This is a genomic window from Nitrospinota bacterium, from assembly GCA_029881495.1.
In the GTDB taxonomy this organism is placed as follows: domain Bacteria; phylum Nitrospinota_A; class UBA7883; order JACRGQ01; family JACRGQ01; genus JAOUMJ01.
In genome coordinates this window covers 1-25,319 of sequence record JAOUMJ010000009.1, presented here as the reverse complement: position 1 = coordinate 25,319, position 25,319 = coordinate 1, and the positions used below count along the sequence as shown (strand labels likewise).

Here is a 25,319-nt window from a genome sequence, read left to right as displayed (position 1 = left end):
AAAGTTTCTAAATTATACTTTAGAAATATTATTCAATTCTAACTTATTCGCCATTTATTTCACCGCAGAGCTCGCGAGGCTCCGTCCCAACTATGAAATATTGCCTCTCCGAAACTCCGCATTCATGATTTGCCAAAAGCCCGGTCTTGATATCTACATCAACCGCAATGATCGTTTCTGGAATCTCAAAGGGATCATCGCCGATTATCTTCAGGGCGGATGACATGAACTCGGTCCAAATAGGGCCGGCCGCCATCGCCCCGGTTTCACCCTCCCCAAGCGATCCGGCATTGTCGTAACCAACCCATACGCCGACAGCAAGACCGGGGGAAAATCCCACGAACCACGCATCGGTAAAGTTGTCCGTTGTCCCTGTTTTTGCGGCAACATTCACCCCCGCATCCTGAGCGATATTTCCGGTTCCACTCCGTACGACCTCCTTCAGGAATGTCGTTATCAAAAATGCGTTCTGAGGAGATATCGCCTCAAAAAACGTTTTCTCCAATTCAAGAAGCCTATCGCCACTTTCCGAACTTATGTTCCTAAAGAACGAAGGGTTATTTTTGATGCCATAATTGGCGAAAGTCGAATATGCGTTGACAAGCTCCAAAAGCGTTACCTCTCCGCTCCCGAGCGAAAGCGTGGGATCATCCTTAAACTCCCTGTCTATTCCAAGCCGTTTCGACATTTCGATCACACTCCCTTTTTCAAGGTCAAGATAGAGTTTCACGGTAGCGACGTTGAGAGAATCGGCAAGCGCCCTTTTTATGGTGACCGGGCCGTAAAATTTATTCGAGTAATTGGCCGGTTTCCATCTCATCCCTATCTGATCCTCATTAAATATAACGGGTGAATCGATGATAATGCTTGATGCCGTATACCCCTGTTCGAGTGCGGTGAGATATACAATCGGTTTAAAGGCGGATCCTGGCTGCCTGAGCGCCATTGTCGCCCTGTTGAACTCGCTCTCACCGAAATTTCTTCCACCGACTAGAGCCTTTACCTCACCTGTCGCCGGCTCAATCGCTACCAGGGCGGCCTGTACTGGATGATAATTTTCAGGCAACTCCCCACCCATTCTCTTTCTTACCCTTGATTCTATTGCAAGCAAACCGTTCTCAACCGCCTTCTCTGCTATTTTCTGAAGTTCGATATTAAGGCTTGAAAATATTTCGAATCCTTCCTTTCTAAGCCTGATGCCGCTGACTTTCTTCTCAACACTCATGCGGAGTTCCTCGATAAAATAGGGGGCGATATTTTTCCTCTCTTTCGGAACAAGACTTACAGGTTCCGCCACTGCAATTTTATAATTGATCTCATTGATAAAACTTTCTTCGTACATCCTTCGAAGCACGAGATTCCTTCGGAAAACCGCAGCCACCATGTTTTTATATGGGGAATAGATTGTAGGCCCCTTTAGAAGTCCCGCCAATAGCGCCGACTCGGAGACAGAAAGACTCTTCGCCTCATGACCGAAATAGGTTTGAGCGGCGGCTTCAAGGCCGTATGCCAGCTCGCCAAAATATATCTGGTTGAAATAAAAAGTTAATATCTCCTCCTTTGTATACTGTAACTCTAGCTGAAAAGAGATGAGCAACTCCTCCACCTTTCTCGAAAATGTTTTTTGCGGAGTAAGAAATAGCGTCTTGGCAAGCTGTTGCGTGATAGTGCTACCCCCCTGAACATAACCCATCGACTTGATATCGACCCAAAGGGCGCGGAGGATACTGACGATGCGAACACCTTTATGGCTGAAAAACTTGTGATCTTCGATTGCCAGGACGGCGTCTATCGCGGATTTGGGAATATCCTCATATTTGAGAAGCCTCCTGTTCTCCTCGAAGAACTCCGCGACAAGCTGGTTGTCATCCGAATATACCTTGCTTACAATCGGCGGCCTGAATTCCTGCAATCCCCTGATATCCGGAAGTTGTGAGTATTCGGCAAAGAGGAACCCAACAAACGCGCCGGATATTATCCCCGCGATAACCGCGACGGTAAAAAACGGTTTTTTTAACATAACCGAAGTTTACTTGGAAAATACCGCTCAAGGAAAGAAAACGAAGATATTAAGGAGGAGTGAAACCGAAAAGGAGCAGTAATTATTCCGCTCTTGTTTTCTGGAGGTCTTCGCGCTGTCTCTCCATTATGTATTGAGAGATAGCCTCCTCCTCCGGTAGCCTCAATTTTGTGAATTGCAACGCGCAGCGGTTTTTTCGCTGATTCTTCACGGTAACCACCCTGGGCAAAAAGAGGCAGACCTTTGCGGCTAGCGTCATTTCAACATTCTGGGAGGGTATTTTCAGATCAATATCGAATTCCTCACCGGTGGCATGAAGGAGCTCCAGGTTCTGCAAGGTATTGAAACTCAGCCCCCCCGTACTTATATCGGAAGCCTTTTCCTCTATATCGTTTATGGTGAACAGAATAGGGGCAAACATGGTCGTCGCCGCCCGAAAGGAACTCCTCTCATAGCTCTGACCGCCGGTTTTCAAAATTTTGGTGGGCACCGACAGCTTAAGGGAGTCGTATTTTCCTTTCCTTATGCCGGTGAATTTACATTCAAATTTGTATGATGCTCCGCGAAAAAAATAGGCTACCAGAATATTAGGATTTTTCTTCAGGAGTTCGTTTCCCGATTCCGGGATAAGGGTATCGATCAGAATTGATTGTATCTCGTCACCCACCATATCCAATTCAACTATCGTGCTGGAAAAAAGGGTCTTTTCTTTCCCAATATGTATATTTATCTCGGTATTCCCTATCGAAATTTCCTTCAGATGGGCCTTTGTGTTTTCATCCGGACCGGTGTTCCTTTTCAGGAAATCGGTAATTCCCATTTCGTCATGTCTCCAAGTATCTTTCGCTCTGTTTATTTATTTTATATGCCCTGTCGCCATATTGCCATCTATCATGGCGCATTGTCACCAACTATAACGCATTTGCCTTGAGAAAATTATAAAGTATTAAAGCATTTGGGAACAATCTCCCCCTTTGAATGAATTTCCGGCAAAAACCTCCCGTTTCACTGAAAACTATCGGGGGATTATCTTAAATCCTCCCCGTCGTTTACTGTCTTGAAGATCATCCGGCTCATTCCCAGAAGCGCGATAAGGTTCGGTATTGCCATCATCGCGACCATAATATCAACGATATTCCAGATCAGGTCGAGCTTCAGCTGTGAACCGAGAACGATGACCCCAACGAAAACCCATCTGTACGCCAGAGCGGTCTTCAGGCCGAGGAGATATTCAACGCACTGCAATCCGTAATACGACCACCCGATAAAGGTAGTAAAGGCAAAAAGTATCAGGCCGAAACTGACAATCTTGCCACCGTAATTGCTCCCCGGCATACCGGCATCAAAAGCCCTCATAGTCAGCTCCGCGCCGTTGAATTCGCTCTGCCACATACCAGTGACCACTATCACAAGTCCGGTGATACTGCATATTACAAGGGTATCTATAAATACACCGAGCATTCCTATCAGAGCCTGCTCGGACGGTTTGTCGGTCTTTGCGGCCGCGTGGGCTATCGGCGCTGAACCCAAACCCGCCTCATTTGAAAATACACCCCGCGCCACACCGAAACGTAGAGCTTCCTTAACGGTTGCCCCGGCAAAACCGCCGGTCGCCGCAACCGGCGAGAAAGCAGATTCCAAAATCAGCCAGATAGCCGACGGGAGTTGCGCGATATTCATTATCAAAATGATCAACCCGCCAAGAATATAAAATCCCGCCATAAAAGGGACAAGCGCCTCGGTCACCCGGCCTATGCGTACAATTCCGCCCAAAATTATCAGCGCTACACAAAATGCCGAAACCAGACCGGTCAACAGTGGCGCCACGCCAAAGAGATCCTTTACCGCAACCGCTATTGAATGGCTCTGCACCATGTTCCCCGGACCAAACGATGCGGCAACACCACATAACGCGAACATGACAGCCAACTTCCTGCTCCCGAGACCATGCTCAATGTAATACATCGGCCCGCCGACCATCCTCCCCTCGGAATCGGTCCCTCTGTATTGAAGGCTTAAAAGGATCTCTGCAAACTTGGTCCCCATCCCGACCAGCCCCATGATCCACATCCAGAAAAGCGCACCGGGACCGCCGGCCGTTATTGCGGTTGCCACACCAGCTATATTTCCTGTGCCGACCGTCGCGGACAGGGCGGTGGTCAGCGCCTGCATGGGGGAGATATCACCCTTTTTCCCCGCGCTTCTGTTAATTGAACCGTAAAGGATTTTAAAAGCCTGGAACAGTTTTCGGAACTGTATGAAACGCATTCCAACGGTCAGATAGATACTGGTAAAGCCGAGAAGAACAATCATCGGCGTCCCCCAGAAGAAACCGGCTATGCTCCCTGTAATTTCAGTTAAACTCCCCATCACCTTCCGTCGTGCCTCCCGTCAATATGATGTCCGAAGTTCGGACATGTTAAACTCCCCTTCGCAGGATCCTTATGCTATTCCATCTCCTCTACGAATCCTGAACCCAAAATTACTGCAGAAAGGGGTATCATACCTATTCTCAGGAGCGCAATAAAGCCTCCGAGTTTTCTCCCCAATGTCGAGATAGGATATACATCACCATATCCGGAAAGACGACCGATCCAATCTCAGCAGATTTCAATGAACCACCCCTTTACGATTTATTACCAGACCGCTCACTCAAGAATACATAAAATAGTGTTTGCTTGTCACGAACTATGAAAAAATGGAGGAGAGATATAAAACGAATATCGTAATATATATAATATCGTATGGTAATATATATAATCGGCTATCGCTCATGTCAAATCCCAATTCGGAGTCCCAACTTTATTCTCCCTCTCCACGCTGAAAGGGAACGAATAGAGAAGTGCGGATTTCTCAACCGCCAAACGAGAAGTGAGAGCTATAGACGTTTGGGTGAGATCGATTGAAGCCGAAATAGATTATGAAAGAAATTTTTGGAGCCGGTTCAGATGCTCTCGATTATTCGCTCAAGGTCCTCGGTCGAATAATATTCTATGGTCACTAAGCCGCCACCTTTTTTATTCGGCTTGATATGCACCTTTGTGGAAAATGTCTTTTGCATAGTCTCAACAAAATTTCTGAGAAACGGATCGAGCGATGCAGACTTGGATTTCGATTTTGCGCTCTTATTTTTTCTCGCCTTCGCTTCAACGTCACGCACGTTGAGACCATACTTCAAGATCTGTTTTCGCATCTCCATCATTGCCGGTTCTGTTTCGCAAGCGAGAATCGCTCTCGCGTGCCCCATGGTCAATGAGCCGGATTCGATGTCTCGCTGGATATCTTTTGGAAGTTTCAGGAGACGAAGAGTGTTTGCAACGGAAGAGCGGTCACGCCCGACTTTCTTCCCGACATCTTCCTGGGTAAGCGTGAACTCCTCCATCAGAATTTTGTAGGCCTTCGCCTCTTCGATGGGATTGAGCTCTTCGCGCTGGATGTTCTCCACAAGGGCAAGCGCCAGCGACTCTCTCTTCTGAACACTTTTGATTATCGCCGGTATCGTTTCTTTCCTTAAATACCTGCAAGCCCTGAAACGTCGCTCCCCCGCGATGATCTCATATTTGTCACCCACCCTCTGCACAAGTATCGGCTGGATGATCCCGTTCTCCTTTATCGATTCGGCAAGCTCCCGGATCTTATCATCCTTGAATACCGTTCTCGGCTGATACTTGTTCGCGACGATCTGTGCGATAGGGACTTCGGTCACCCGTAAGGCGACCTCCCCCTGGGTCGGCATAAGAGCCGAAAGACCTTTTCCCAAAGCTTTCCTGGTAGACAAATCCTCTACTCCTCTTCTACTTTTCCAGAATATCCCTGTGCTTCGTTATAAGCTCTCTCGCCAGATCAATATACGCGTCAGCACCTTTTGATTTCGCATCATACATCGTAATAGGGAGGCCGTGACTCGGAGCCTCCGAAACCCTAATGTTCCTCGGGATGACCGTTTTGAAAATATTGCTTTTGTAATGCGACCGAACCTCCTGAACAACCTGGTTGGAAAGGGTAGTCCTTCCATCATACATGGTAAAGAGCACCCCTTCGATTTCCAGCGAAGGATTATACGACCCCCTTATCCTTTCGATCGTATCCATCAGCTGTTTCAATCCCTCCAGCGCATAGTACTCTGTCTGAAGAGGAATGATAACCGAGTTGGCCGCTGTCAGCCCGTTCACGGTCAATACCCCAAGGGAAGGGGGACAATCGATAATAACAAAATCAAAATCGTCCGGAATAGACTCGATAACCTTTTTCAGCATGAACTCCCTGTTATCCATCGAGAGCAGCTCTATCTCCGCTCCAATAAGATTAATGTCCGAAGATATTATCTGAAGATTATCGACTGCTGTACTTCGGATGATGCCGTTGCTGGCACCCTCCCCCATCAATGCTCTATAGATGCTGTACTCGGAATCAATATGCAATCCTAGTCCCGATGTTGCGTTCGCCTGCGGGTCGAGGTCAATAATGAGAGTTTTCATCCCTGACATGGCAAGACACGCACCAAGATTTATTGAAGTAGTGGTTTTTCCAACCCCACCTTTTTGATTCGATATGGCAATAGTAAATTTCAACTTGGGATGAAGTGTACCAGCGGTTATTTTTATCGGCAACAAAAATATCAAATCTGTTTACGGGCAAAACCTGAAGTAATTAATAATCCGCTGTTTCCGGAAATATAAGGCGAAAATATCCTTTGGAGTAGGGGCCGAAAATGGATGGAAAAAGCTCTGGATACTATAGAAGATCAGGATTTTTGTAGAGAGGGCTCTTCCTTTCTGCAAGAAGGATTTGGCGTCGATAATATGGGCATTTGTGCAGTGTTCCACGTGGAACATTTACTGGGCAGATCGCAGGAAGGAGCTGTTTCAAATTCCGCGCAGAATAAATGTTCCACGTGGAACATCCGGTCTCAGCCCTTTTTTAAATCAACCCCGCAATTATTGTTGCTGTTCCGATTATGTAGAACTGGCCATCCAGAAAGAGTTCATAGCGAAGCGATGCCTGCCACCCCTTCCCCCTTCCGAAAACTAAAAACCAGAGGAGGTATAGCGCTCCTGCCGACATCCCGAGCAAGGGAGCAAAGGGTATCCCAGAGACTATCCCGTAAACGATTACCACTCCTATAAACAGAATGACCCCAAGCAACATCCGCCCCGCCTTTTCAACGCCGAGAATAACCGGTATCACCTCTTTCCCGAATACCTGATCGCCAGAAACATCCCTCAACTCATGGAGCACCGACCTTACATAGGCAACACCGAGTGTAAAAAGAAAGGGAACCAAAACGACTACCTTCTCCTCGGATGACAGGTATGGAATAGCTACCGTGTAGGCAATACATGCAAGCGCGGAGAAGATCCCTTTGGAAGCAGGTATCGCCCTCAAGAGAGATAATCGTGATACCCCCCCTTCTCCAATTTCACTAAAGCCATATATGGCGCCAAAGAGTGCGACAGACGAGAAGATAATAACTGCCGCAACACCTATCAGGTTAGAGAGATAAAAACCTGTGACAAATGAAACCGCCACCATAACCCAGAAGAGATTTTTATATTCCAGATGATAGAGATATTTTTTCCTGTTGCTCAAGACAAGTTGTGACGAGTTCAATAACTGGTATACAAGATAGGTGGAAAGTATCCCGGAGAAAGGGATCAATAGTATGTCTGCACGCAATTCGATTCCCATCGCAACGGAATTTGTATATGCAAGCAACACCGCTCCTGCCGACAAATAGATATTGCTCTTCACAAGAAACTTTATCCCTTCGGAAAGCTTCCCGATGAATCCCGATGCGGGAGTTGAAATACTTTTCAGCTTTTCAATAACACTGTCGATCACCCATTTCGGTGTCGATGCTCCCGCTGTTACCCCAACGCTCTTTATACCCTCAAGATCCTTTTCGCTTATCTCTTTCTCCGTTTCGATATGAAGCACCCTCACACCTTTCTCTTTTGCGATGGAGGCAAGACGCGTTGTGTTGGCGGAATTCTTTCCGCCGACAACAATTATCATTTCGACTTCGTCGGCAAGTTTCAGCACTTCATCCTGACGTTCATATGTCGCCTCGCAGATGGTCTCCCCCACTTCGACGTTTGAGAATTTTTCTTTCAGCTTCTGTACAGCTTCCAGATATTTTTTCTGGTCACAGGTCGTCTGCGCAACGACAAAAACTTTTTCACAGTCTGGAAGTTTTGAAACGTCGTCAGGTCCAGCGATCACATGGACGGAAGTTTTTGAATATCCCTTCAGCCCCACAACTTCGGCATGCCCTTCGTCGCCGACAATGACGATGGTAAATCCAAGTCCGGAATATTTTTTTATCATCCCCTGAACCCTCGCAACCAGGGGACAGGTGGCATCGGTTATCTTGTGCCCCGAATCCTTTATCTCTCTTCGCAAACCTGGTGTAACCCCGTGTGTCCTGATTATCACTTCGGATTCGTCCAACCCCTGCACGCCGTTGATTGTATGTATTTTTTTACTTTCCAGCAGTTCTATTAATTGCGGATTGTGGATGAGCGGACCAAGCGTGTAAACAGGCTTCTGTTTCTTGCGCGATGTTTCGAGCGTCAGGTCTATCGCCCTCTTCACCCCCCAGCAGAAGCCGGCAGTCTTCGCGAGTTTTATTTCGATCATGATGTCGATTGTATGCCCTGGTTTGTACTCTGGCAAATTTTCCATGACTGTTGCGGTGAAATTCTCTACATCAGTTTTAAAGTTTCAAGTTTAAATACCAGCTCTTAATTTATCTCCATATAAGATCACACAGATTTAGCCCAATTAATCTTGACACATTTAGTCGGGTTTATTAGAATTAACCCCAAGGATGGCCTTAATGGTACACGATTCGCTGGAGGAGCTTTTGGGCAACACCCCGATGGTGAAGCTCAATCGACTTGTAAATATCGGCGGCGCTTCCATTTACGCCAAGCTCGATTACTGCAATCCGGGCAGAAGCGTAAAAGACAGGATCGCCCTGAACATGATAAGGGACGGCGAAAACCGAGGGGCGCTGAAACCTGGCGGCACGATAATCGAGCCGACCGCAGGCAACAGCAGTATCAGTCTGACCATCTTTGGAAGGCGCGCCGGGTATGACGTCGTGATAGTTATGCCGGATACCGATAACACCGTATTGGTAAAAATGCTCAAACAGCTCGGAGCAAAAGTAGAGCTTACATCTGGAGACAAGGGATTGAGAGGTGCGAAGGAGAGGGTTTTGAAACTCTGCAAAAAAGAGAAGAGTTTCTTTTATCCCGACCAGTTCAACAATCCTTCCAATCCGGAGATACACAGGAACAAAACAGCGAAAGAGATTATTAAGGCGATGGGAAACAAAAAAATAGACGCGTTCGTTTCGGGCGTAGGGACCGGCGGAACGATAACCGGTGTAGGCGAGAGCCTGAAGGCAAAATATCCCGATGTGAAGATCGTCGCTGTGGAGCCTGCAGAGTCTTCCGTACTTTCCGGCGGACAGCCCGGCATGCATTTCATCAACGGCATCGGAGCTGGTTTTATTCCCCCTGTCCTTAATATGGATATAATCGATTCCGTTGAGAAGGTCTCCTCCCGTGACGCGCAGTCGATGGCCGAGCAGATAAGGAAAGAGGAGGGTCTCCTTGCGGGGGTTTCCTCCGGCGCTGTGCTGATGGCTTCATTAAATGTTGCGTCGCGGATGAAAAAGGAACAAAATGTCGTTTCATTTTTTGCTGACGCAATGGTAGGAGCATAAGAGATATGGGATACGTTACTGCATTAAGGTGCCGTGAGTGCGGCAAGGAGTACGAGAAGAAAGCGATCCACGTTTGCGAGTTCTGTTTCGGCCCGCTGGAAGTCGCTTACGATTACGACGCAATAGCCAAAGTCCTCACCAAAAAGGTGATCGAGTCTCGAGGCAAGAACATGTGGAGGTACAAGGAACTCCTCCCTCTGGACGAGGAGCCGACATCCGGACCGAACGTCGGGTTCACCCCTCTTCATCACGCGAAGAACCTCGGCGAAGAGTGGGGAATGAAGCATCTTTACGTAAAAAACGATTCGGTAAACCACCCGACCTTCTCCTTCAAGGACAGGGTTGTTGCTTGCGCTGTCTCGAAAGCGGCGGAACTCGGCTTCCGCACTGTCGGTTGCGCGAGCACCGGGAACCTGGCGAACTCCGTCGCGGCCCTGGCGGCACAGTCGAAGATGGAAGCGCATATCTTTATTCCTGCGGATCTCGAAGCAGGTAAAGTGGTTGCCACCCAGATTTTCAATCCGAAGCTTATCAAGATAAAAGGTTCCTATGACGACGTGAACAGGCTCTGTTCCGAGATAGGGGACAAGTACCCTATAGCTTTCGTGAATATAAACATCCGCGCTTATTACGGCGAGGGGTCGAAAACATACGGATACGAGATCGCCGAACAGCTCGGCTGGAAGGCGCCCGACCAGGTCGTCGTCCCGATAGCCGGTTCATCGCTGATCACGAAGATCGACAAGGCGCTAAAGGAATTCGAGAGGCTAGGCTTCATAGACTCCGCCAAGACAAAGATCTTCGGCGCGCAGGCGACCGGATGCTCCCCTGTCACTACGGCGGTAAAGGAGGGATGGACGAACTTCAAGCCTCAGAAGCCGAACACCATCGCCCGCTCCATAGCTATAGGAAATCCCGCCGACGGATTTTACGGCATAAAGGTTATCAAGGAGTCGGGCGGATGGGGAGAAGACGTTTCCGACCAGGAACTGGTCGAAGGCATGAAGCTCCTTGCCAACCACGAAGGGATATTCACCGAGACCGCGGGTGGTGTAGTTGTTGCTACCGCGAAGAAACTTCTCGATCAGGGGAGGCTCGACCCGGAGAAGGTGACCGTGCTCTGCGTGACGGGGAACGGGCTAAAAACTCTCGAAGCACTCGACAACCAGTTTCAGGCGGTACCGGAGATCCACCCGAGGCTGGATGAATATGAAAAAGTTAGAACCTAGGATTAATATTGAATGGAGGAAAGATGTCGATAAAGGTTAGGGTCCCAACGCCGCTTCAAAAGGTGACCGGTGGAAAACCTGAAGTGGAAGCTGAAGGGGCAAACATCAAGGAGGCGATAGAAAACCTCGAAAAGAATTTTCCAGGCATTAAGGAACGTCTCTACTCTGAAGAGGGTGAGCTTCGGAAATTTATAAATATATATGTGAACGAAGAGGATATCCGTTTTCTCGATTCCGACAAGACCGCGCTTAAGGATGGGGATGTTGTTTCCATCATCCCTGCGATTGCAGGCGGCTTGGCGGACCATGAAGGATACCTTTCAGGTTTTTAGAGGAATACGAAATTGGATTTTACCGAAGACCAGATATACAGGTATGCCAGGCACATCATCCTCCCGGAGGTGGGGGGAGTGGGCCAGGAGAAAATCCTGAAGGCCAGGGTGCTCCTCATAGGCGCGGGCGGGCTAGGCTCCCCCATCGCCCTGTATCTTGCGGCGGCCGGCGTCGGGAAGATAGGTCTTCTAGATTTCGACGTAGTCGACCGCTCCAACCTTCAAAGGCAGATCCTCCATACAACAAAAGATATCGACAGGCCAAAGATAGAGTCCGCGCGTGACAAGCTGACCTCCATGAATCCTGATGTTGAAGTTGTACTTCACAACACCAGACTGGAATCAAGCAACGCGATGGAACTCCTCGGAGGTTATGACATAATCGTCGACGGTACCGACAACTTCCCGACCAGGTATCTTGTTAATGATGTCTGCGTCCTTCTCGGAAAAACAAACGTGCATGGCTCCATCTTCAGATTCGAAGGTCAGGTAACAGTGTTCAAAACTCCCGACGGTCCATGCTACCGATGTCTCTATCCCGAACCCCCTCCACCGGGTATGGTCCCAAGTTGCCAGGAAGCGGGGGTCCTTGGGGTATTGCCGGGAGTAGTAGGGACATTGCAGGCGACCGAAGTGATCAAACTGATAATCGGCGAAGGTGAGCCTCTTATAGGGAAGCTCCTTCTATACGATGCCTTGAAAACCGATTTCAGGAAACTGAATCTCAGGAAGGATCCAAAGTGTCCGATCTGTGGAGAGAAGCCTACAATTAAAGAGTTGATAGATTATGTCGAATTCTGCGGGATGCCCGGGAGCTAGGCGATGGGTGAAGTAAAAAGTATAGGGTTCCTTCTCTTCGGCGGACCGAACAGCCAGGATTGTACACTCGTGGAAGGTATCTCATCTGCCGCCCTCAAGCGCGGCATTCATGTAGAGATCTTCATGATGTATGAGGCTGTGCTGAACTCCGCAAACGAGAAGTTCCTGAAGCTTGCCGATGACGGCGCAAAAATAACGGTCTGCGCTCATAACAGTGATGAGCTCAAGGTTCAGCGGTCAGATAAGTTTCATTATGGTAGCCAATACGACCACTCCAAGATGATTTATGATGTAGACAGGTATATCGCTCTTACATAGGTTTATATATTATATGAAAAAAGAAGTGTTTGTGGTTTTAAACGAGTATCCCTTCGGGACCAACCATCTCGCGGAAAAACTGAGAATGAGCCTAGGATTGACCATAAACAGCAATATCTCCCTTAACCTGGTGTTTATGGAGAAAGGGAAAAATGCCTTGCGCAATCTCGATGAGGCCGCTGTCGGCATTAGAGACATAACAAAAAATATAAATATGCTCAGCGAAATGGGGGCGAAGTTTTTGGTTGAAGATGGTGGGGATACCTTTCAGCTGGAAAATATTACCCCTGAGAGTTTTTTGAGTGGCGAACTCGAAAAAGTTATCAACAATGCGGACATAATTATTAATTAGGAAACAGTATTATGGCTCACACAATGACACCTATACCTAAAATCACAAAGTTTGATGAATCCATCCTTCAGCGGATCGGGAACACTCCCTTGGTAAAAATCGAAAATATTACGAAAGATCTAGGGAAGGATATAGAAATTTATGCAAAGGCTGAATGGTATAATGCCGGAAGCTCGGTTAAGGCTCGACCGGCACTTCGCATGATCCAGGAGGGTATCAAATCCGGGAAGCTGAAAAAGGGGAAGGTCCTACTCGATTCGACCTCCGGAAATACCGGCGTCGCCTACTCCCTTATCGGAAAGATACTCGGATTCGAGGTGAACCTTGTGGTACCGGGAAACGTATGCAAAGAGCGCAAAGGTTTAATGGCCTCATCGTATGATGCCACCTTGATACTTTCGGACCCTATGGAACAGTCCGACGGCGCCATAAATTTGGCGCGGGAAATTTACCTGAAAGACCCGGACAAGTACTTCATGCCGGATCAGTACAATAATCCGTTTAACTGGATGGCCCATAGGGACACCACCGCAAATGAGATATGGGATCAAACCAAAGGAAAGGTCACCCATTTTCTGGCAGGTATCGGAACTTCAGGCACCCTCATGGGAACTTCGCGTGGCCTGAAAAGCAAGAACTCATCTGTCAAATGCTATGCCGTTGAACCAGCTGAATCACTACACGGCATAGAGGGGCTAAAACATATGGACTCCTCAATCATCCCGGGTATCTATGACACCTCTGTCTACGATGAGAAGGTTTCAATAAAAACGGAAGAGGCGTATGATATGGTTACCAGGATCGAAAAGGAGGAAGGGATGCTTGTTGGCACTTCATCCGGCGCAGCTCTTGCGGCGGCAATGAAACTGGCCGAATCTATAGATAAAGGTATAATTGTGACCATCTTTCCAGACAGCTGTATGGATTGTGCGGTTGCCCATGGTGATTTTAAAATATGAAAAAGAGATTGCTGATTATCAGGAACCCTGAGTCATCATTATTGGGCTCAATCAAGGTCGATAGAGAAGGACAGAAAACCGTATTGGCCCAAAATGCTGTGTTTCCTTCTAATTTTGATAGAAAAGGATGCTTTTTTCTCGAAAATGATGCATATGCCGGGAACATTAAATCGGAAAAATTCATTAACTACGATGGTCTTCTGGATGCCATTATTGAAGCTGACCAAGTGGTCACTATATAATTTAATATATTATGAGCGAATATAAGATAGATAAAACGGTTGATATTAAGGGGGAGCACTGCCCTTTTACCTTTGTCAGGTCGAAACTGGCACTTGAAAAGATGGAAAGTGGCCAAATCCTCGAAATAATAACCGATCATCACCCTGCAACAGAGAATGTACCCCGCTCAATGGAGAATGAGGGGAACAAGGTGATAGAAGTTACAAAGATAAACGATACCGATTGGCGAATGGTTTTCCAGAAAAAATAGAATTATATATATTTTTTCGCAATAAATCCTTACTGCTATCGTATTCTGACAAAGGAGCCAATTAGGTTGAACACTATTACCACGGTATTTTATATATTTTTCTCTATGTCGCGAGGTAGTATCCCTTGCTGAAGAATGGCGGTTTTTATATCGGCGCATGTTCCATCACCCTGGTTCTGCGCGGGAACAGCTCCCTCAAGGGGAAAAGGTCCGTTTTAAACCGTATAAAGGACAGGGTAAAACACCGCTTCAATATTGCCATCTCTGAGGTCGGCGAACTTGATGTCCACCAGGTTGCACATATCGCTGCGGCCACGGTCGGGAACGACAGAACATATATTGAAGGTCAGTTGACCCATCTTATTGAATTTATTGGCGGACTAACAGAGGCCGAGGTCTCTCACGCTGAAATCTCGATTGATATTAAAGGAAAAGGTGAAAATGTACTCTTTTAAACGTAGTGAAAGGGTTCGTGGGGTGATGCAGAGGGAAATTGCGTCGATTATCCGCGAAGAGGTTAAGGACCCACGTATCGGCTTTATTACCGTAACTGCAGTTGATCTTGCGGAAAACCTCCAACACGCAAAAGTATATATCTCCCCCTTTGGGAATGATCTGGAGAGGAAAAACTCTTTTAAGGGTATTGTTAGCGCATCTAAATTTATCCGAAGCCAACTAGGGAAACGGATGAGGATCAAAAAGCTTCCAGACATTCATTTCATTCTCGATACCCTGCCTGAAGAGGCAGATCATATAAATCGAATATTCCACAAAATTGAGGAAAAAGAGGGTATTTCTGGTGAAAATGACCTTAATAGTAACGATAGCGACGAAAGCCCAGAGTAGATGGACGGTTATATCAATTTCTATAAAGAGTCTGGGGAAACCTCCAACAAGTGCCTCGGTAGAATAAAACGGACCCTGAACGCTAAGAAAGCGGGCTTCCTTGGAACCCTGGATCCCTGTGCGGAAGGGGTACTCCCTATTGGAATTGGGTTTGGAACCAAGCTATTTCCATTCTTTGATAGAACGCCGAAAACCTACAAGGCTGAGATCATATTTGGTTCAGAGACTGATACTCAAGATGCCACAGGAAAAGTTACAGTTCAGGGGCCGATCGAAGGACTTACTAGGGAAAAATTAGTAAGCGCAATGCAAGGATTCCTAGGTGAGATACAGCAAGTTCCCCCAATGTACTCAGCAAAGCTGGTTGAAGGGAAAAGACTATATGAGTCGGCCCGTGCCGGCATTGTGGTCGAAAGGGAGGCTAAGGTTGTCACCATACATAAAGTTGAACTCCTGGAATTTTCCAGGGATCGAGCGGTTTTTTCCGCTTCCGTCTCCACCGGCACCTACATTCGCACATTCTGTGAAGATATTGGCAGGGAACTCGGTATCCCGGCCCATATGGGCTCGCTAACAAGGGTAAGCTCTCACAATTTCAGGATTGAGACTGCAGTAAAACTCTCTGTTCTGGAAGAGTTTCCAAGGGATCGCTCAAAATGGCTACTTCCGCTCGATTACCCTCTCGACTTTCTAACCCGTTACGATTTGAATTCAAATGACGAAAAGACCCTCTTCCACGGCTCATCAATAAACTGGTATGGTGAACAGATTGATTTAGCAAGGCTTTATAGCCCGGACGGTTCATTTTTCGGTATTGGGCGGCTCGACAAGATAACACGTCAACTCTTCCCGTTGCGTATTGTTAGAGCCAAGTAGCTGAGTTTCATGTTAGTCCACCTCAAATAAAGAATTCCTGCCTTTTACTTTTATATATATTATATTCTTATATATATTAACAGGATTTGGATTGTCGGGACTCACAAATTTTGAAAATCCGGAAAATAACGACCAAGTTCACAACAAAACATAATACGCATGCTTGACCGTTCGGTCAGCTATTTGTTTTATTTGGACTTACAGCAGCGCTGTTTGATTGCTGAAATATGTCTAAAAATTGACGGCACTACCTTCCGGAAATGCCGTCAATTCCCATAATCAGGAAAGAGTCTTTAGTACACGCTCGGCTGCTGAAACAGTGTCGGAAATATCTTCGTCAGTGTGTGCAAGCGAAATGAAACCTGCTTCGAACTGGGAAGGGGCGAGGTATACCCCCTCTTTGAGCATACCTGCGAAATATTTTGCATACTTGGCTGTATCTGAAGTTTTCGCAGATTCGTAGTCGAACACATCGGATTCTGTAAAGAACATTGAGAACATGCTCCCAACCCTGTTTTGTTTCACCTTTACCCCAGCTTCCGACGCCGCTTTTTCGAGCCCTTTTGCCAGCCTTGCCGCCTTGGTCTCCAGCATACTGTAGGTTCCGGGGATTCTGAGAATGTTCAATGTAGCGATACCTGCCGCCATCGCCAGCGGATTGCCGGAAAGGGTGCCGGCCTGATATATCGGTCCCGCGGGGGCTATCTTTTCCATTATCTCCCTTTTCCCCCCGTACGCCCCGACCGGGAGCCCCCCTCCGATGATCTTGCCAAGAGTGGTAAGATCCGGAGTTACGCGGTAAAGCTCCTGGGCGCCGCCGAGTGCTACGCGAAATCCTGTCATAACTTCATCGAAAATCAGGACTGTTCCATGCTCACTGCAAAGATCTCGCAACCCCTCAAGGAAATCTTTTTTAGGGGGAAGAACTCCCATGTTCCCTACGATCGGCTCAAGAATTACGCAGGCGATCTTCCCTTTATGTTTCTTGAAAGCCTTTTCAACTTCAGGAAGGTTGTTAAATGGGACTGTAATGGTATTTTTTGCGAGATCCGCCGGTACGCCAGGTGAATCTGGTAACCCGAGTGTCTCCACCCCGGAGCCGGCTTTTACGAGAAGCGAATCTCCATGCCCATGATAGCACCCTTCAAATTTTAATATCAGGTCCCTGTCGGTATACCCCCTGGCAAGCCGAATTGCGGACATGGTAGCCTCGGTACCTGAGTTCACCATCCTTACCATATCAATTGAAGGTACAGAGCTGACCACGAGTTCAGCTAGCCTTGTTTCCAAGAGGGTCGGCGCTCCAAATGAAGTCCCTTTTCTGGCTGTCTCAAATATCGATTCCAGGACGCCATCATTGGCATGGCCGACTATCATCGGCCCCCAGCTCCCTACATAGTCAATGTAGGTATTGCCGTCCACATCGGTCATCTTGCTCCCTTTGGCTGAGCTGATAAATATCGGGTCAAGTCCCACCGATTTGAACGCACGAACCGGTGAATTCACCCCACCTGGAATGATCCTTTTTGCGCTTTGAAATAATTCAGAACTAATTGTCATTTTATGTATTTCCCTATAATAGGATTTAATCTCTTTTTTGTTTCATCCGGTATCCTCGTTGGATCCGTCATTATCGTATTTGCCATCATGTTATGGCAGCCAAACCCGCAACTTTCGCCTAGCGAGCCTACCGCCTCCTTTATTATCTTCTGCGACATTGCCACGTTCCTGTGGATAACTTCCAGTATCGCCTCTGTCGAAACATCTTCTTCTTCCTCGTACCAGCAGTCGTAATCTGTGGATAACGCAATAGTCACATAGCAGATCTCCGCCTCCCTGGCCAACTTGGCTTCATTGAGGTTTGTCATCCCGATTACCGAGGCCCCCCAGCTCCGGTACATGCGGGATTCCGCCCTTGTGGAGAACTGTGGCCCTTCCATGTTTATGTAAGTTCCGCCAACGTGGATGGTCGCGCCCGCCCTTTTTGCCGCCTCTGCGACAACCTGCAATGTCTCTTTGCATATTGGATCCGCAAAAGAAACATGCGCAACTATCCCGTTGCCGAAAAAGGTGGAGTTTCTTGCGAAAGTCCTGTCAATGAACTGATCCGGGAAAGCTATATGCCCCGGCTTTATCTCTTCTTTCAAAGAGCCAACGGCCGATACCGACAGTATCTTGGAAACACCGAGTATTTTCATTCCGTATATGTTTGCCCTGAAATTCAGCTCAGACGGAAGAATTCTGTGCCCGGTCCCATGCCTCGGAAGGAATACTACCTCTTTCCCGCCAATCTCTCCGATAACGTATTCGTCAGACGGATCGCCAAAAGGGGTTGTCACTTTTTCTTTTTTAAGGATTTTAAGGTCCTTCATGGCATAGAGACCGCTCCCGCCAATTACACCTATACTCATAGAAACTAAACTCCTCCCCGAAAAAAAAGGGCTCCCGTTTGGAGGAGCCCTTCTTGAAAACTATCAGTCTTTCCTGATTACGCCTCGCTTACTTTTGGCCTCGCTGCGGATTCACGTGTTCCGTACCTGTTGTCGAGCTCCCCAAGAAGGAACCTGAGCTGAGTGATCTTTTCAGAAGCCTTGTCAATAACCGTCTCTTCGGACTGCAATACCTTGATCTTGGTTTTGATGTCCTCGGAAAGAATATTGAGGTCGTTGAGCCTCTGCTCTGTCTTGTTGATCAGTTTCATCCTTGTTGAGAGGATATCCATCTTCGATTCCGCCTCTCCCATCATTGAGGAGAGCGACCTTATCTTTTCCGAAATCGTGTTGAACGTATCCTGGTGTTTGGAGATCTTCTTTTCCTGCGTTTTCAGCTCGTCTATGGAGCCTGAAAGAACGGCGATATCCTCCTGGAACTTGCGTATAAGCGATTCCTCTTTGCTTACCTGTTCGATCTGTTTGTCCGTTTTGTCGACCAGGTTCCTGAGGAAGTTTATTTTCTTCTCCGTCTCAATCAGGAGAGCCTCTTCCTCGCGTACGGTCTGCAGTCTCTTTTCGAGATCCTTTACCTTTTCGTTTACGTTATTTACCTTTTCTTCCGCTGTCGAAAGGAGTCCGCTCTTCCCTTTCAGGTCCTTCAGCTGAGCATCTACTTTTTCGAGCACCGGCAGGATCTCATCCTTTGTCTGGACTACGTTGTTCAGGAGGGACTGCCCTTCCTGCAGTTCAGCAAGCTTGGATGATACCGATTCCTCGATTACAGTCAGCTTGGAATTAAGGGAGTTGATCCTTCTCTCCTGTGTATCGATGCTGTTCTTCTCGCGTGTAATGTCGAGTATTTTCTCTTCAACCGCCCTTGTTAGCTCGCGCAGGTCTTCAACCTTTTTGTCGAGGTTTTCGAGGAACTCGATCTTCTTCCCGACTTTTTCAACCTTGAGGGTAGCGTCCTCAAGGTGATAGTCGAGGCCGTCGAGTTTCTTTTCGAGCTTGTCAACAAGGTTTTTCCTCTGCAACTGGCTCTCCATTTTCACATCGAGGTTTATCACCATCGATGAGAGATCGTTAACCTTCTTTTCTACCTGGTCGATAACGTTCCTTCTGGATGAAAGGTCGTTTATCTGGGAGTTCACGGTTTCATTAAGCTCGGCCACCTTGGAGAGCTTTTTCTCCACCTCTTCGCTTACCTTGAAATCTTCCCTAAACTTTTGAATTTTCAGGTCTAATTCGTCGGCATCGCGCTGGAAGCGGGTCATTTTTTCTCGGGCGTTTTCCACAGCGCCCATCTCTTCCTTGAGTATCTTCATCTTTCCGCCAATAGACTCTATAAGGAAGATGTTCAGTTTGTTTATCTTCTCTTCCGTAGCGGCTATTGAATCCTTGTCCTCGCGTACGCGGGCCAAGTTTATTTCAAGGTCGGAATTCATCTCCTCAAGCTGCCTTACCTTGGTGGCAACCCTTTTGACCATCTCTTCCTTCTGGGCGATGTGGGTTGTCTCTACCCTGATGGAGTTCATATCCCTTGTCAGCCCTTCGATGTCCTTGTTCATCTGGTTGATAACCGCGTTCTGCCTCAACAGCTCGTCGGCATCGTTATGAAGTTTAGACATCATGACTCGTGTCTTCTCAATGTCGGTGGTATAACCGGACATCTCTTCCTTCTGTTCAAGGAGGAGCTGGATCTTGTTGTCCATCTCCTTAGCGGCTTTCGCGAACTCCCTGTTCTTTGCCTCGAATTCGCTCATCATCGATTTGAAGTTGTTTACCGCGTCCATCTTTGCAGAAACCGAGTCGAGCATTTCGTCGAGTTTCGCGATGCTCCCTTCGGTTTTCTTTATCTGCTTGTTGTCTTCGGTAAGCTTTTTAACCTTCGCTTCCATATCCCAGAGAAGGATATTGAGTTTTCCTGCCTCTTCGTTCGCCTTTTCAACAAGGAGCCTCTGCTGGCCAAGCCCTTTGATCTTGCTCTTGATATGTTCAACCATGAGGGAGACCTCGTCGGCGATCTTTTTATTTGAGTGGAGCGACTCGTTTGTTGTCTCTATCCCAGAATTCACCTCTTTAAGGCGAATCTCCACGTTCCGTAATTCCTCGAATTTGCCCGACATTTTATCGGTAAACTCCTTGAAATAAGGAATTTTGCTTTCAAGCTGTTTCATCGTGGTCACGTTCTGGTTCACGTTTTCGATGTTGTTTTGAATGTATTCAATGAGGAGAGTAAGGCTTTTTCTTTGCGCCCCCGCTTCCTTTACAAGTTCTTCAAATTTTGCCAGATCTCTTTTTGTAAGTTTTTCCCCGATATCAGTTTCTACTTTTTCTTTAGTTTCTCGACCCATGGAACCCCTCCTAAGGTTTTAAAGATTCCGTTAAGCGACCATCTAACAATTCCGACTCCCCTTCAAGTAAGGGAGAAGCCGAAGCACACTCCTCGTGAACATATAACATACTCTTTTTTATTGGCTAATTCAAAGGAAAAGTAGGATGTAACGAAACAAAATTTTTAAATTTGTTATTTTGCATTACACATGTAAAGGTTGTATAATCAGCGACGTATAGGGACAGAAGGGGTGTCTCAGGGGAGATGCTCAAGCAGATTTATTTAACATTTTGCGGGAGGGTAAATGAAACGTTTAATAACCATGATCAGCCTAGCGGTATGTGTGATCTACACACCGGCGATGGCGGGCGACGTCGAAATCAGCGGTGAGATTCGCGTACGCCCAGAAATGAAGAACAACTACGATTTTAACGCGAAAACATCCGACAATAAGGAGTTCACCGGTCAGAGGACACGCGTAAACTTCAAGACTGGCGGAGATGATGCAATGGGTTTTGTCCAGTTGCAGGATTCACGATACTGGGGTCAAAGCAACGGCTTTGATCTGCAGACCGGCACATCACAGCCCAACAGCGTATCGGACGGCAGAGAGGGTGAAGCTGTAGACATCCATCAGGCTTATTTCCAGGTAAACAACCTTGCCGGTCTCCCAGTTTCTCTTAAAGCTGGTAGGCAGGAGCTGGTTTACGGTAGCCAGAGACTCCTCGGCCACCTCGGATGGCAGGACAACGCCCGCGCGCATGACGCTTACAAACTGATGGTTAATCTTGGCGACCTCGGTCAGGTTGACGTCATCAAAGCAAAACAGGATGAGAACAATGTAAGCGGTAATTCCACTTCTGATGTTGATCTTGATGGTCTTTACGCAATGTTGAAAGTTGCCGGACTTAATCTCGATGCCTACTTCCTCAGGTGGCAGACCGAGATGACTGATGCAGGTGCACCAGACGCCGATACCGGTATACAATATTCAGGTGGCAGGAACGTTAGCACCATGGGTGTACGCGTAGCCGGTAAAGCGGGTCCAGCCGACTACACAATTGAGTATGCCCTTCAGGGTGGCGACTGGGGCGTTAGCGCAGATGGTTCCAAGATTGTTGCGCAGGATGCGTCCGCCATGTCGATCGCCGCAGGGTTCGCCCCGATGGAAGGAACCAGGGCAGGAATCGAATACAACACCGGTAGCGGTGACGCCAAGGATTCAGCCGACACTCACGGTACGTTCGTATTCCCTAACCACACGAACCATGCCCACTACGGTCACATGGATTTCTTCAGCTGGGGCAACATGAACGATATCGCTGTGAAGCTTGAGACCAAGCAGATGGGTATGACAATTAAATTTGACTACCACATGCTCTCACTTGCACAGGCAACCGACGACTGGCTTAACGTTGTAGGCACAGGCGCTCTTATGCCCGCCAAGTGCTTTGATGCCAACGATGATCCTATCGCAGAGTGTAAGGAGACCGATGCCGGTTCCGAGATCGACATAACTGTTGCAAAGGGTCTCACCGAGTCGACCAAGCTTGTAGTTGGTTACTCGATGTTCACACCTGGCGCGGCTGTTAAGGAGAGAAAAGGAAGCAAGGCTGTTGACGGAGCCGACTGGGGCTACGCAATGTTCATCTACAACTTCTAATTGAAGTTATAGAACGTTTTCTAGGGCGCGGTGTTTTACACACCGCGCCCTTTTTTTATACCTTCTTTTCATTTGGATCACTTCCCACTTTTCCTACGGTTTGTATAATAGTTATTTGTGATTAAAATATTTCGGATAGCGTAAGATTTCGAGTGGGCTATTTACTGGAGTTTCATACTGCCGGTTGCGTATCTTTCATCTGGGCTAATGCCAACCGTTGGGAAGAACATCCTATTTTGAACTCTTGATGTACCAACTAATCAAGATGTACCAAACAGTTTCCGGGGGATCAGTGCTGATGTTGCGAGTGGTCCTCGTGCTGGTGCTGGCTGTGATCCATTTCACCCATACCCTCTTTTTCCGCCTTCTCTTTCTCTTGTTTGAGGAATTCCATTCTCTTCTGTTTATCCAGGGCGATATCCTCTTCGGTATATCCCGGAGGGTAGCCTTGCAATCCCTCGAGGAACATCCCCTGTCCACCTATATTGAAATTCGGTCTTAGTTCCGGGTGACGGATCTGTCCACCCATGAATCCTGCATTCATAAGGAGGAGAAGAGTAATGGCACCGAGTATAAAGGAAAAATGCATGAACCATGGAGGAGGGGCATTTTTTGAGCCGAGCACATAATGGCCGACCACCATAAGACCGGCGAGCGTCATCATTACCATCATTGCCATTTTTGCGGCATCCCTGTGCGGCTTTACCTGGTCATGCGAAACGCCCGGGAGACTTTCCGCCACGTCATGGGAGGCTATGCCTGTGCCGAATGCAAGGATCGTAAAGCCCGCGGCTACAACGAAAAAGATGAAACCGAGCCTGATGTATATGCCATGCCTTTTGCTCATTCCGTATGTCAACATCGCAAGCCCCATAAAGAGTACTGCCAGCGGCATATGATTCAACGCCAAGTGCATATGTATTGCAGTCAATTTAATTCTCCATTTCCAGTATTAGCTTTGTCGGCTTTATGCCGGATAGTTTGTGATGATATCACAAAGTAATACGCGAAATCCCTTATGAATTGTCAGAGCGGATCTTTCTTATCTGCGCGTCAAGCGTCTCTACTCTCAACCGAAGGAGGTAGAGCATTATGAAAGTCACTATAAAGGCGAACATCGAAACCCTGAGGGCTATCAGCATTTCGAAGGTCATGCCTGGATTAGTCGGTCCCTTTATCACTACAGGGTGCATGATGCTCCCCCACATCTTTATCGCGTAGTGAACTATCGGCACATCCACGAATCCTATGATGCCGTATACAGCGGCGTATCTCGCGCGTGTCGCCTCGTTTTCCACCATCCCCCTGAGCGCCATATACCCGATATATATTACGAGGAGAACCATAGATGTTGTGAGCCTCGGTTCCCAGAGCCACCACGCCCCCCATCTCTGCTTCCCCCAGATCATCCCTGTCAACAGCATGAGGGTGCAGAAGAGGATACCAAGCTCCGCGCCCGCGGTCGCCCACCTGTCGAACCTCATATCCTTTCTTACCAGGTAAAGGATGCTCCCTACGAAGGTAATGAAAAATCCAAGGTAGCTCATAATTGCGGTGGGGACATGAAAGTAGAGTATCCGGTATGTTACCGGTTCTCCCTGTGCGTCGGGGGCGCCTATGAGTGATTGGTAGAGAGCCGAGAGTATCAGGAATGCGGAAAGAGCGACTATCCCCTTCCTGAATCCCGGTTTATCAAGGATCTCCTGGATCATTTTTTAAGGGATTCGATTTCCCGCTCAAGTCGGGAGACCTTGCGGTCTATTATGAAGGCGTAGACGAATATCGCCAGCCAGATAATTCCGTATGCTCCTGCCAAGTAACTCATGATTCGTCCACAATATATTCAAACACCAGCGAAGATACAACAAAAAACAGGATATCAAAGGCGGCCATCAATTTTGCCCTGGAATAAAAGAGATCCAGATTCCCTGTATGTATTAGCGCCGATGTCGCCGAGGCGGCAAATATTATCAGGGGGACTAGCAGAGGGAGGAGGAGCACAGGGAGGAGGAGTTCTCTCGCCTTCAGGTTTACAGACATGGCGGCTATGATCGTGCCGAGCGCCATGAAACCGAAGTCCCCAAGGAGAATCACGGTAATCATCTCAAGCGGATGTTCCATTACGTTGTGATTGTAGAGGACTATGAAAACCGGAATGATGATTATCTGTATCGTTGCCAGGAAGATCATATTGCCTGCTGTTTTTGCCCAGTATATGGCAGTCCTGTCAACCGGAGTAAGGGCGAGCCCCTGGATGCACTCATTCTCCTTTTCCACCTGGAACGACCTCCCAAGACCGAGTGTTCCTGAAAAGAGAAACGCTATCCAGAGTATCCCCGATGCGAGCTCCGGGGTATTTACGGGGGTTAGCTTGAATGCGAAGTTGAAAATTATTATCACAAGGAGGGCGAACATGAAGGTGTTGCCAAGAAATTCGCGCGAGCGGAGTTCCGTCTTGATATCCTTCATGAGTATCGCTTTAGTAACCTGGTAGAACTCTTTCATAGGCCCAGCTTTTCCAGATATATTTTTTTCATTGAAGAGACGTCTTTTCCCGACGCCTGCTCGTTGTAAACTATTTTTCCCGCGTTGAGTATCGCAATCCTTGTTGCAACCGATAGGGAGATCCCTATATCGTGCGAGATCATGAGTACCGTTTTTTCCCTTTTGTGGAGAATCTGCAGGAGGTCGCGAAATACCGTTGCCGAATGTACGTCAAGCCCTGTGAACGGCTCGTCGAGGAAAATGAAATCGGGATCGGCTACCAGCGCCCTCGCGATTGAAAGCCGCTGTATCATGCCTCTTGAAAATGTTCTCGCCAGGTCGTTCTTTCTATCAAACAGCTCCACCTGTCTTAGAAGTTCTTCCGCGCGTTGCCCGGCATTCTTTACGCTGTAGAGGCGCGCGTAA

General features: G+C 47.6%; 26 protein-coding genes and 1 pseudogene. 13 read left to right on the top strand and 14 right to left on the bottom strand.

Translation table 11 applies throughout. The annotated features are described in order from the left end of the window. Positions 1-43 precede the first annotated feature (43 nt). The 6 genes from OEY64_05695 to ispH form a co-directional block, all read right to left on the bottom strand. Positions 44-2,020, bottom strand: a complete 1,977-nt coding sequence (locus OEY64_05695; GenBank protein ID MDH5542438.1) for a PBP1A family penicillin-binding protein — start codon at positions 2,018-2,020, stop codon at positions 44-46. An 82-nt stretch (positions 2,021-2,102) separates the two neighbouring features. Then, entirely contained in the window at positions 2,103-2,840 is a 738-nt protein-coding gene (locus OEY64_05690; GenBank protein MDH5542437.1) for a flagellar brake protein, read from the bottom strand. Between the two features lie 206 nt (positions 2,841-3,046). Next, positions 3,047-4,390, bottom strand: a complete 1,344-nt coding sequence (locus tag OEY64_05685; protein MDH5542436.1) for a sodium:alanine symporter family protein — start codon at positions 4,388-4,390, stop codon at positions 3,047-3,049. A gap of 574 nt (positions 4,391-4,964) precedes the next feature. Then, positions 4,965-5,798, bottom strand: coding sequence for a ParB/RepB/Spo0J family partition protein (locus tag OEY64_05680; protein ID MDH5542435.1), 834 nt, complete (start codon positions 5,796-5,798; stop codon positions 4,965-4,967). A 16-nt stretch (positions 5,799-5,814) separates the two neighbouring features. Beyond that, positions 5,815-6,591 carry an AAA family ATPase gene (locus tag OEY64_05675; protein ID MDH5542434.1) on the bottom strand — a complete coding sequence of 259 codons (777 nt, stop codon included), beginning with the start codon at positions 6,589-6,591 and terminating at the stop codon, positions 5,815-5,817. 349 nt (positions 6,592-6,940) lie between these two features. Then, entirely contained in the window at positions 6,941-8,704 is a 1,764-nt protein-coding gene (gene ispH, locus OEY64_05670; protein ID MDH5542433.1) for a 4-hydroxy-3-methylbut-2-enyl diphosphate reductase, read from the bottom strand. Between the two features lie 145 nt (positions 8,705-8,849). Here ispH and OEY64_05665 point away from each other — a divergent pair, with 145 nt between their 5' ends. The 12 genes and pseudogenes from OEY64_05665 to truB all read left to right on the top strand — a co-directional run bounded on the left by OEY64_05665 (position 8,850) and on the right by truB (position 15,979). Beyond that, on the top strand, positions 8,850-9,755 hold the full coding sequence (locus OEY64_05665) for a cysteine synthase family protein (protein ID MDH5542432.1): 906 nt from the start codon (positions 8,850-8,852) through the stop codon (positions 9,753-9,755). Positions 9,756-9,760: 5 nt separating this feature from the next. Beyond that, a complete protein-coding gene (gene thrC / locus OEY64_05660; protein ID MDH5542431.1) occupies positions 9,761-10,984 on the top strand; it encodes a threonine synthase in 1,224 nt (407 codons plus the stop codon). A gap of 23 nt (positions 10,985-11,007) precedes the next feature. Continuing rightward, positions 11,008-11,316 carry a MoaD/ThiS family protein gene (locus OEY64_05655; GenBank protein MDH5542430.1) on the top strand — a complete coding sequence of 103 codons (309 nt, stop codon included), beginning with the start codon at positions 11,008-11,010 and terminating at the stop codon, positions 11,314-11,316. A gap of 12 nt (positions 11,317-11,328) precedes the next feature. Then, positions 11,329-12,126, top strand: a pseudogene (gene moeB, locus OEY64_05650) (molybdopterin-synthase adenylyltransferase MoeB). 12 nt (positions 12,127-12,138) lie between these two features. Next, positions 12,139-12,453 carry a hypothetical protein gene (locus OEY64_05645; GenBank protein MDH5542429.1) on the top strand — a complete coding sequence of 105 codons (315 nt, stop codon included), beginning with the start codon at positions 12,139-12,141 and terminating at the stop codon, positions 12,451-12,453. 13 nt (positions 12,454-12,466) lie between these two features. Continuing rightward, positions 12,467-12,805 carry a DsrE family protein gene (locus tag OEY64_05640; protein MDH5542428.1) on the top strand — a complete coding sequence of 113 codons (339 nt, stop codon included), beginning with the start codon at positions 12,467-12,469 and terminating at the stop codon, positions 12,803-12,805. Positions 12,806-12,816: 11 nt separating this feature from the next. Next, positions 12,817-13,764: a cysteine synthase family protein gene (locus OEY64_05635; GenBank protein ID MDH5542427.1), complete on the top strand. Its 948-nt coding sequence runs from the start codon at positions 12,817-12,819 to the stop codon at positions 13,762-13,764. Next, positions 13,761-14,006, top strand: a complete 246-nt coding sequence (locus OEY64_05630) for a hypothetical protein (GenBank protein ID MDH5542426.1) — start codon at positions 13,761-13,763, stop codon at positions 14,004-14,006. The genes OEY64_05635 and OEY64_05630 overlap by 4 nt, the downstream gene beginning before the upstream one ends. Positions 14,007-14,017: 11 nt before the next feature. Continuing rightward, positions 14,018-14,257, top strand: coding sequence for a sulfurtransferase TusA family protein (locus OEY64_05625; protein ID MDH5542425.1), 240 nt, complete (start codon positions 14,018-14,020; stop codon positions 14,255-14,257). Between the two features lie 125 nt (positions 14,258-14,382). Then, positions 14,383-14,712: a DUF503 domain-containing protein gene (locus tag OEY64_05620; GenBank protein ID MDH5542424.1), complete on the top strand. Its 330-nt coding sequence runs from the start codon at positions 14,383-14,385 to the stop codon at positions 14,710-14,712. Further along, on the top strand, positions 14,699-15,103 hold the full coding sequence (gene rbfA / locus OEY64_05615; GenBank protein MDH5542423.1) for a 30S ribosome-binding factor RbfA: 405 nt from the start codon (positions 14,699-14,701) through the stop codon (positions 15,101-15,103). The genes OEY64_05620 and rbfA overlap by 14 nt, the downstream gene beginning before the upstream one ends. After that, entirely contained in the window at positions 15,104-15,979 is an 876-nt protein-coding gene (gene truB / locus OEY64_05610; GenBank protein ID MDH5542422.1) for a tRNA pseudouridine(55) synthase TruB, read from the top strand. 279 nt (positions 15,980-16,258) lie between these two features. Here the strand turns inward: truB and hemL are convergent, their stop codons facing one another. From hemL to OEY64_05595, 3 genes are all read right to left on the bottom strand, one after another. After that, on the bottom strand, positions 16,259-17,539 hold the full coding sequence (gene hemL, locus OEY64_05605; protein ID MDH5542421.1) for a glutamate-1-semialdehyde 2,1-aminomutase: 1,281 nt from the start codon (positions 17,537-17,539) through the stop codon (positions 16,259-16,261). Then, positions 17,536-18,390: an S-methyl-5'-thioadenosine phosphorylase gene (gene mtnP, locus OEY64_05600; protein MDH5542420.1), complete on the bottom strand. Its 855-nt coding sequence runs from the start codon at positions 18,388-18,390 to the stop codon at positions 17,536-17,538. Before mtnP ends, hemL begins: the two co-directional genes overlap by 4 nt. A 77-nt stretch (positions 18,391-18,467) precedes the next feature. After that, entirely contained in the window at positions 18,468-20,765 is a 2,298-nt protein-coding gene (locus OEY64_05595) for a hypothetical protein (protein ID MDH5542419.1), read from the bottom strand. 285 nt (positions 20,766-21,050) lie between these two features. Here OEY64_05595 and OEY64_05590 point away from each other — a divergent pair, with 285 nt between their 5' ends. Then, on the top strand, positions 21,051-22,409 hold the full coding sequence (locus OEY64_05590) for an alginate export family protein (protein MDH5542418.1): 1,359 nt from the start codon (positions 21,051-21,053) through the stop codon (positions 22,407-22,409). A 289-nt stretch (positions 22,410-22,698) separates the two neighbouring features. Here the strand turns inward: OEY64_05590 and OEY64_05585 are convergent, their stop codons facing one another. The 5 genes from OEY64_05585 to OEY64_05565 form a co-directional block, all read right to left on the bottom strand. Beyond that, on the bottom strand, positions 22,699-23,340 hold the full coding sequence (locus tag OEY64_05585; protein ID MDH5542417.1) for a hypothetical protein: 642 nt from the start codon (positions 23,338-23,340) through the stop codon (positions 22,699-22,701). An 85-nt stretch (positions 23,341-23,425) separates the two neighbouring features. Next, positions 23,426-24,121: a cytochrome c biogenesis protein CcsA gene (ccsA, locus tag OEY64_05580; protein ID MDH5542416.1), complete on the bottom strand. Its 696-nt coding sequence runs from the start codon at positions 24,119-24,121 to the stop codon at positions 23,426-23,428. Next, positions 24,118-24,234: a CcmD family protein gene (locus OEY64_05575; protein MDH5542415.1), complete on the bottom strand. Its 117-nt coding sequence runs from the start codon at positions 24,232-24,234 to the stop codon at positions 24,118-24,120. Before OEY64_05575 ends, ccsA begins: the two co-directional genes overlap by 4 nt. Further along, complete coding sequence (locus OEY64_05570) at positions 24,231-24,914, bottom strand: heme exporter protein CcmB (GenBank protein MDH5542414.1); 684 nt, start codon at positions 24,912-24,914, stop codon at positions 24,231-24,233. The genes OEY64_05575 and OEY64_05570 overlap by 4 nt, the downstream gene beginning before the upstream one ends. Next, positions 24,911-25,319: ATP-binding cassette domain-containing protein (locus tag OEY64_05565; protein ID MDH5542413.1), on the bottom strand; the 409-nt coding region annotated here is incomplete at its 5' end. The genes OEY64_05565 and OEY64_05570, both read right to left, overlap by 4 nt.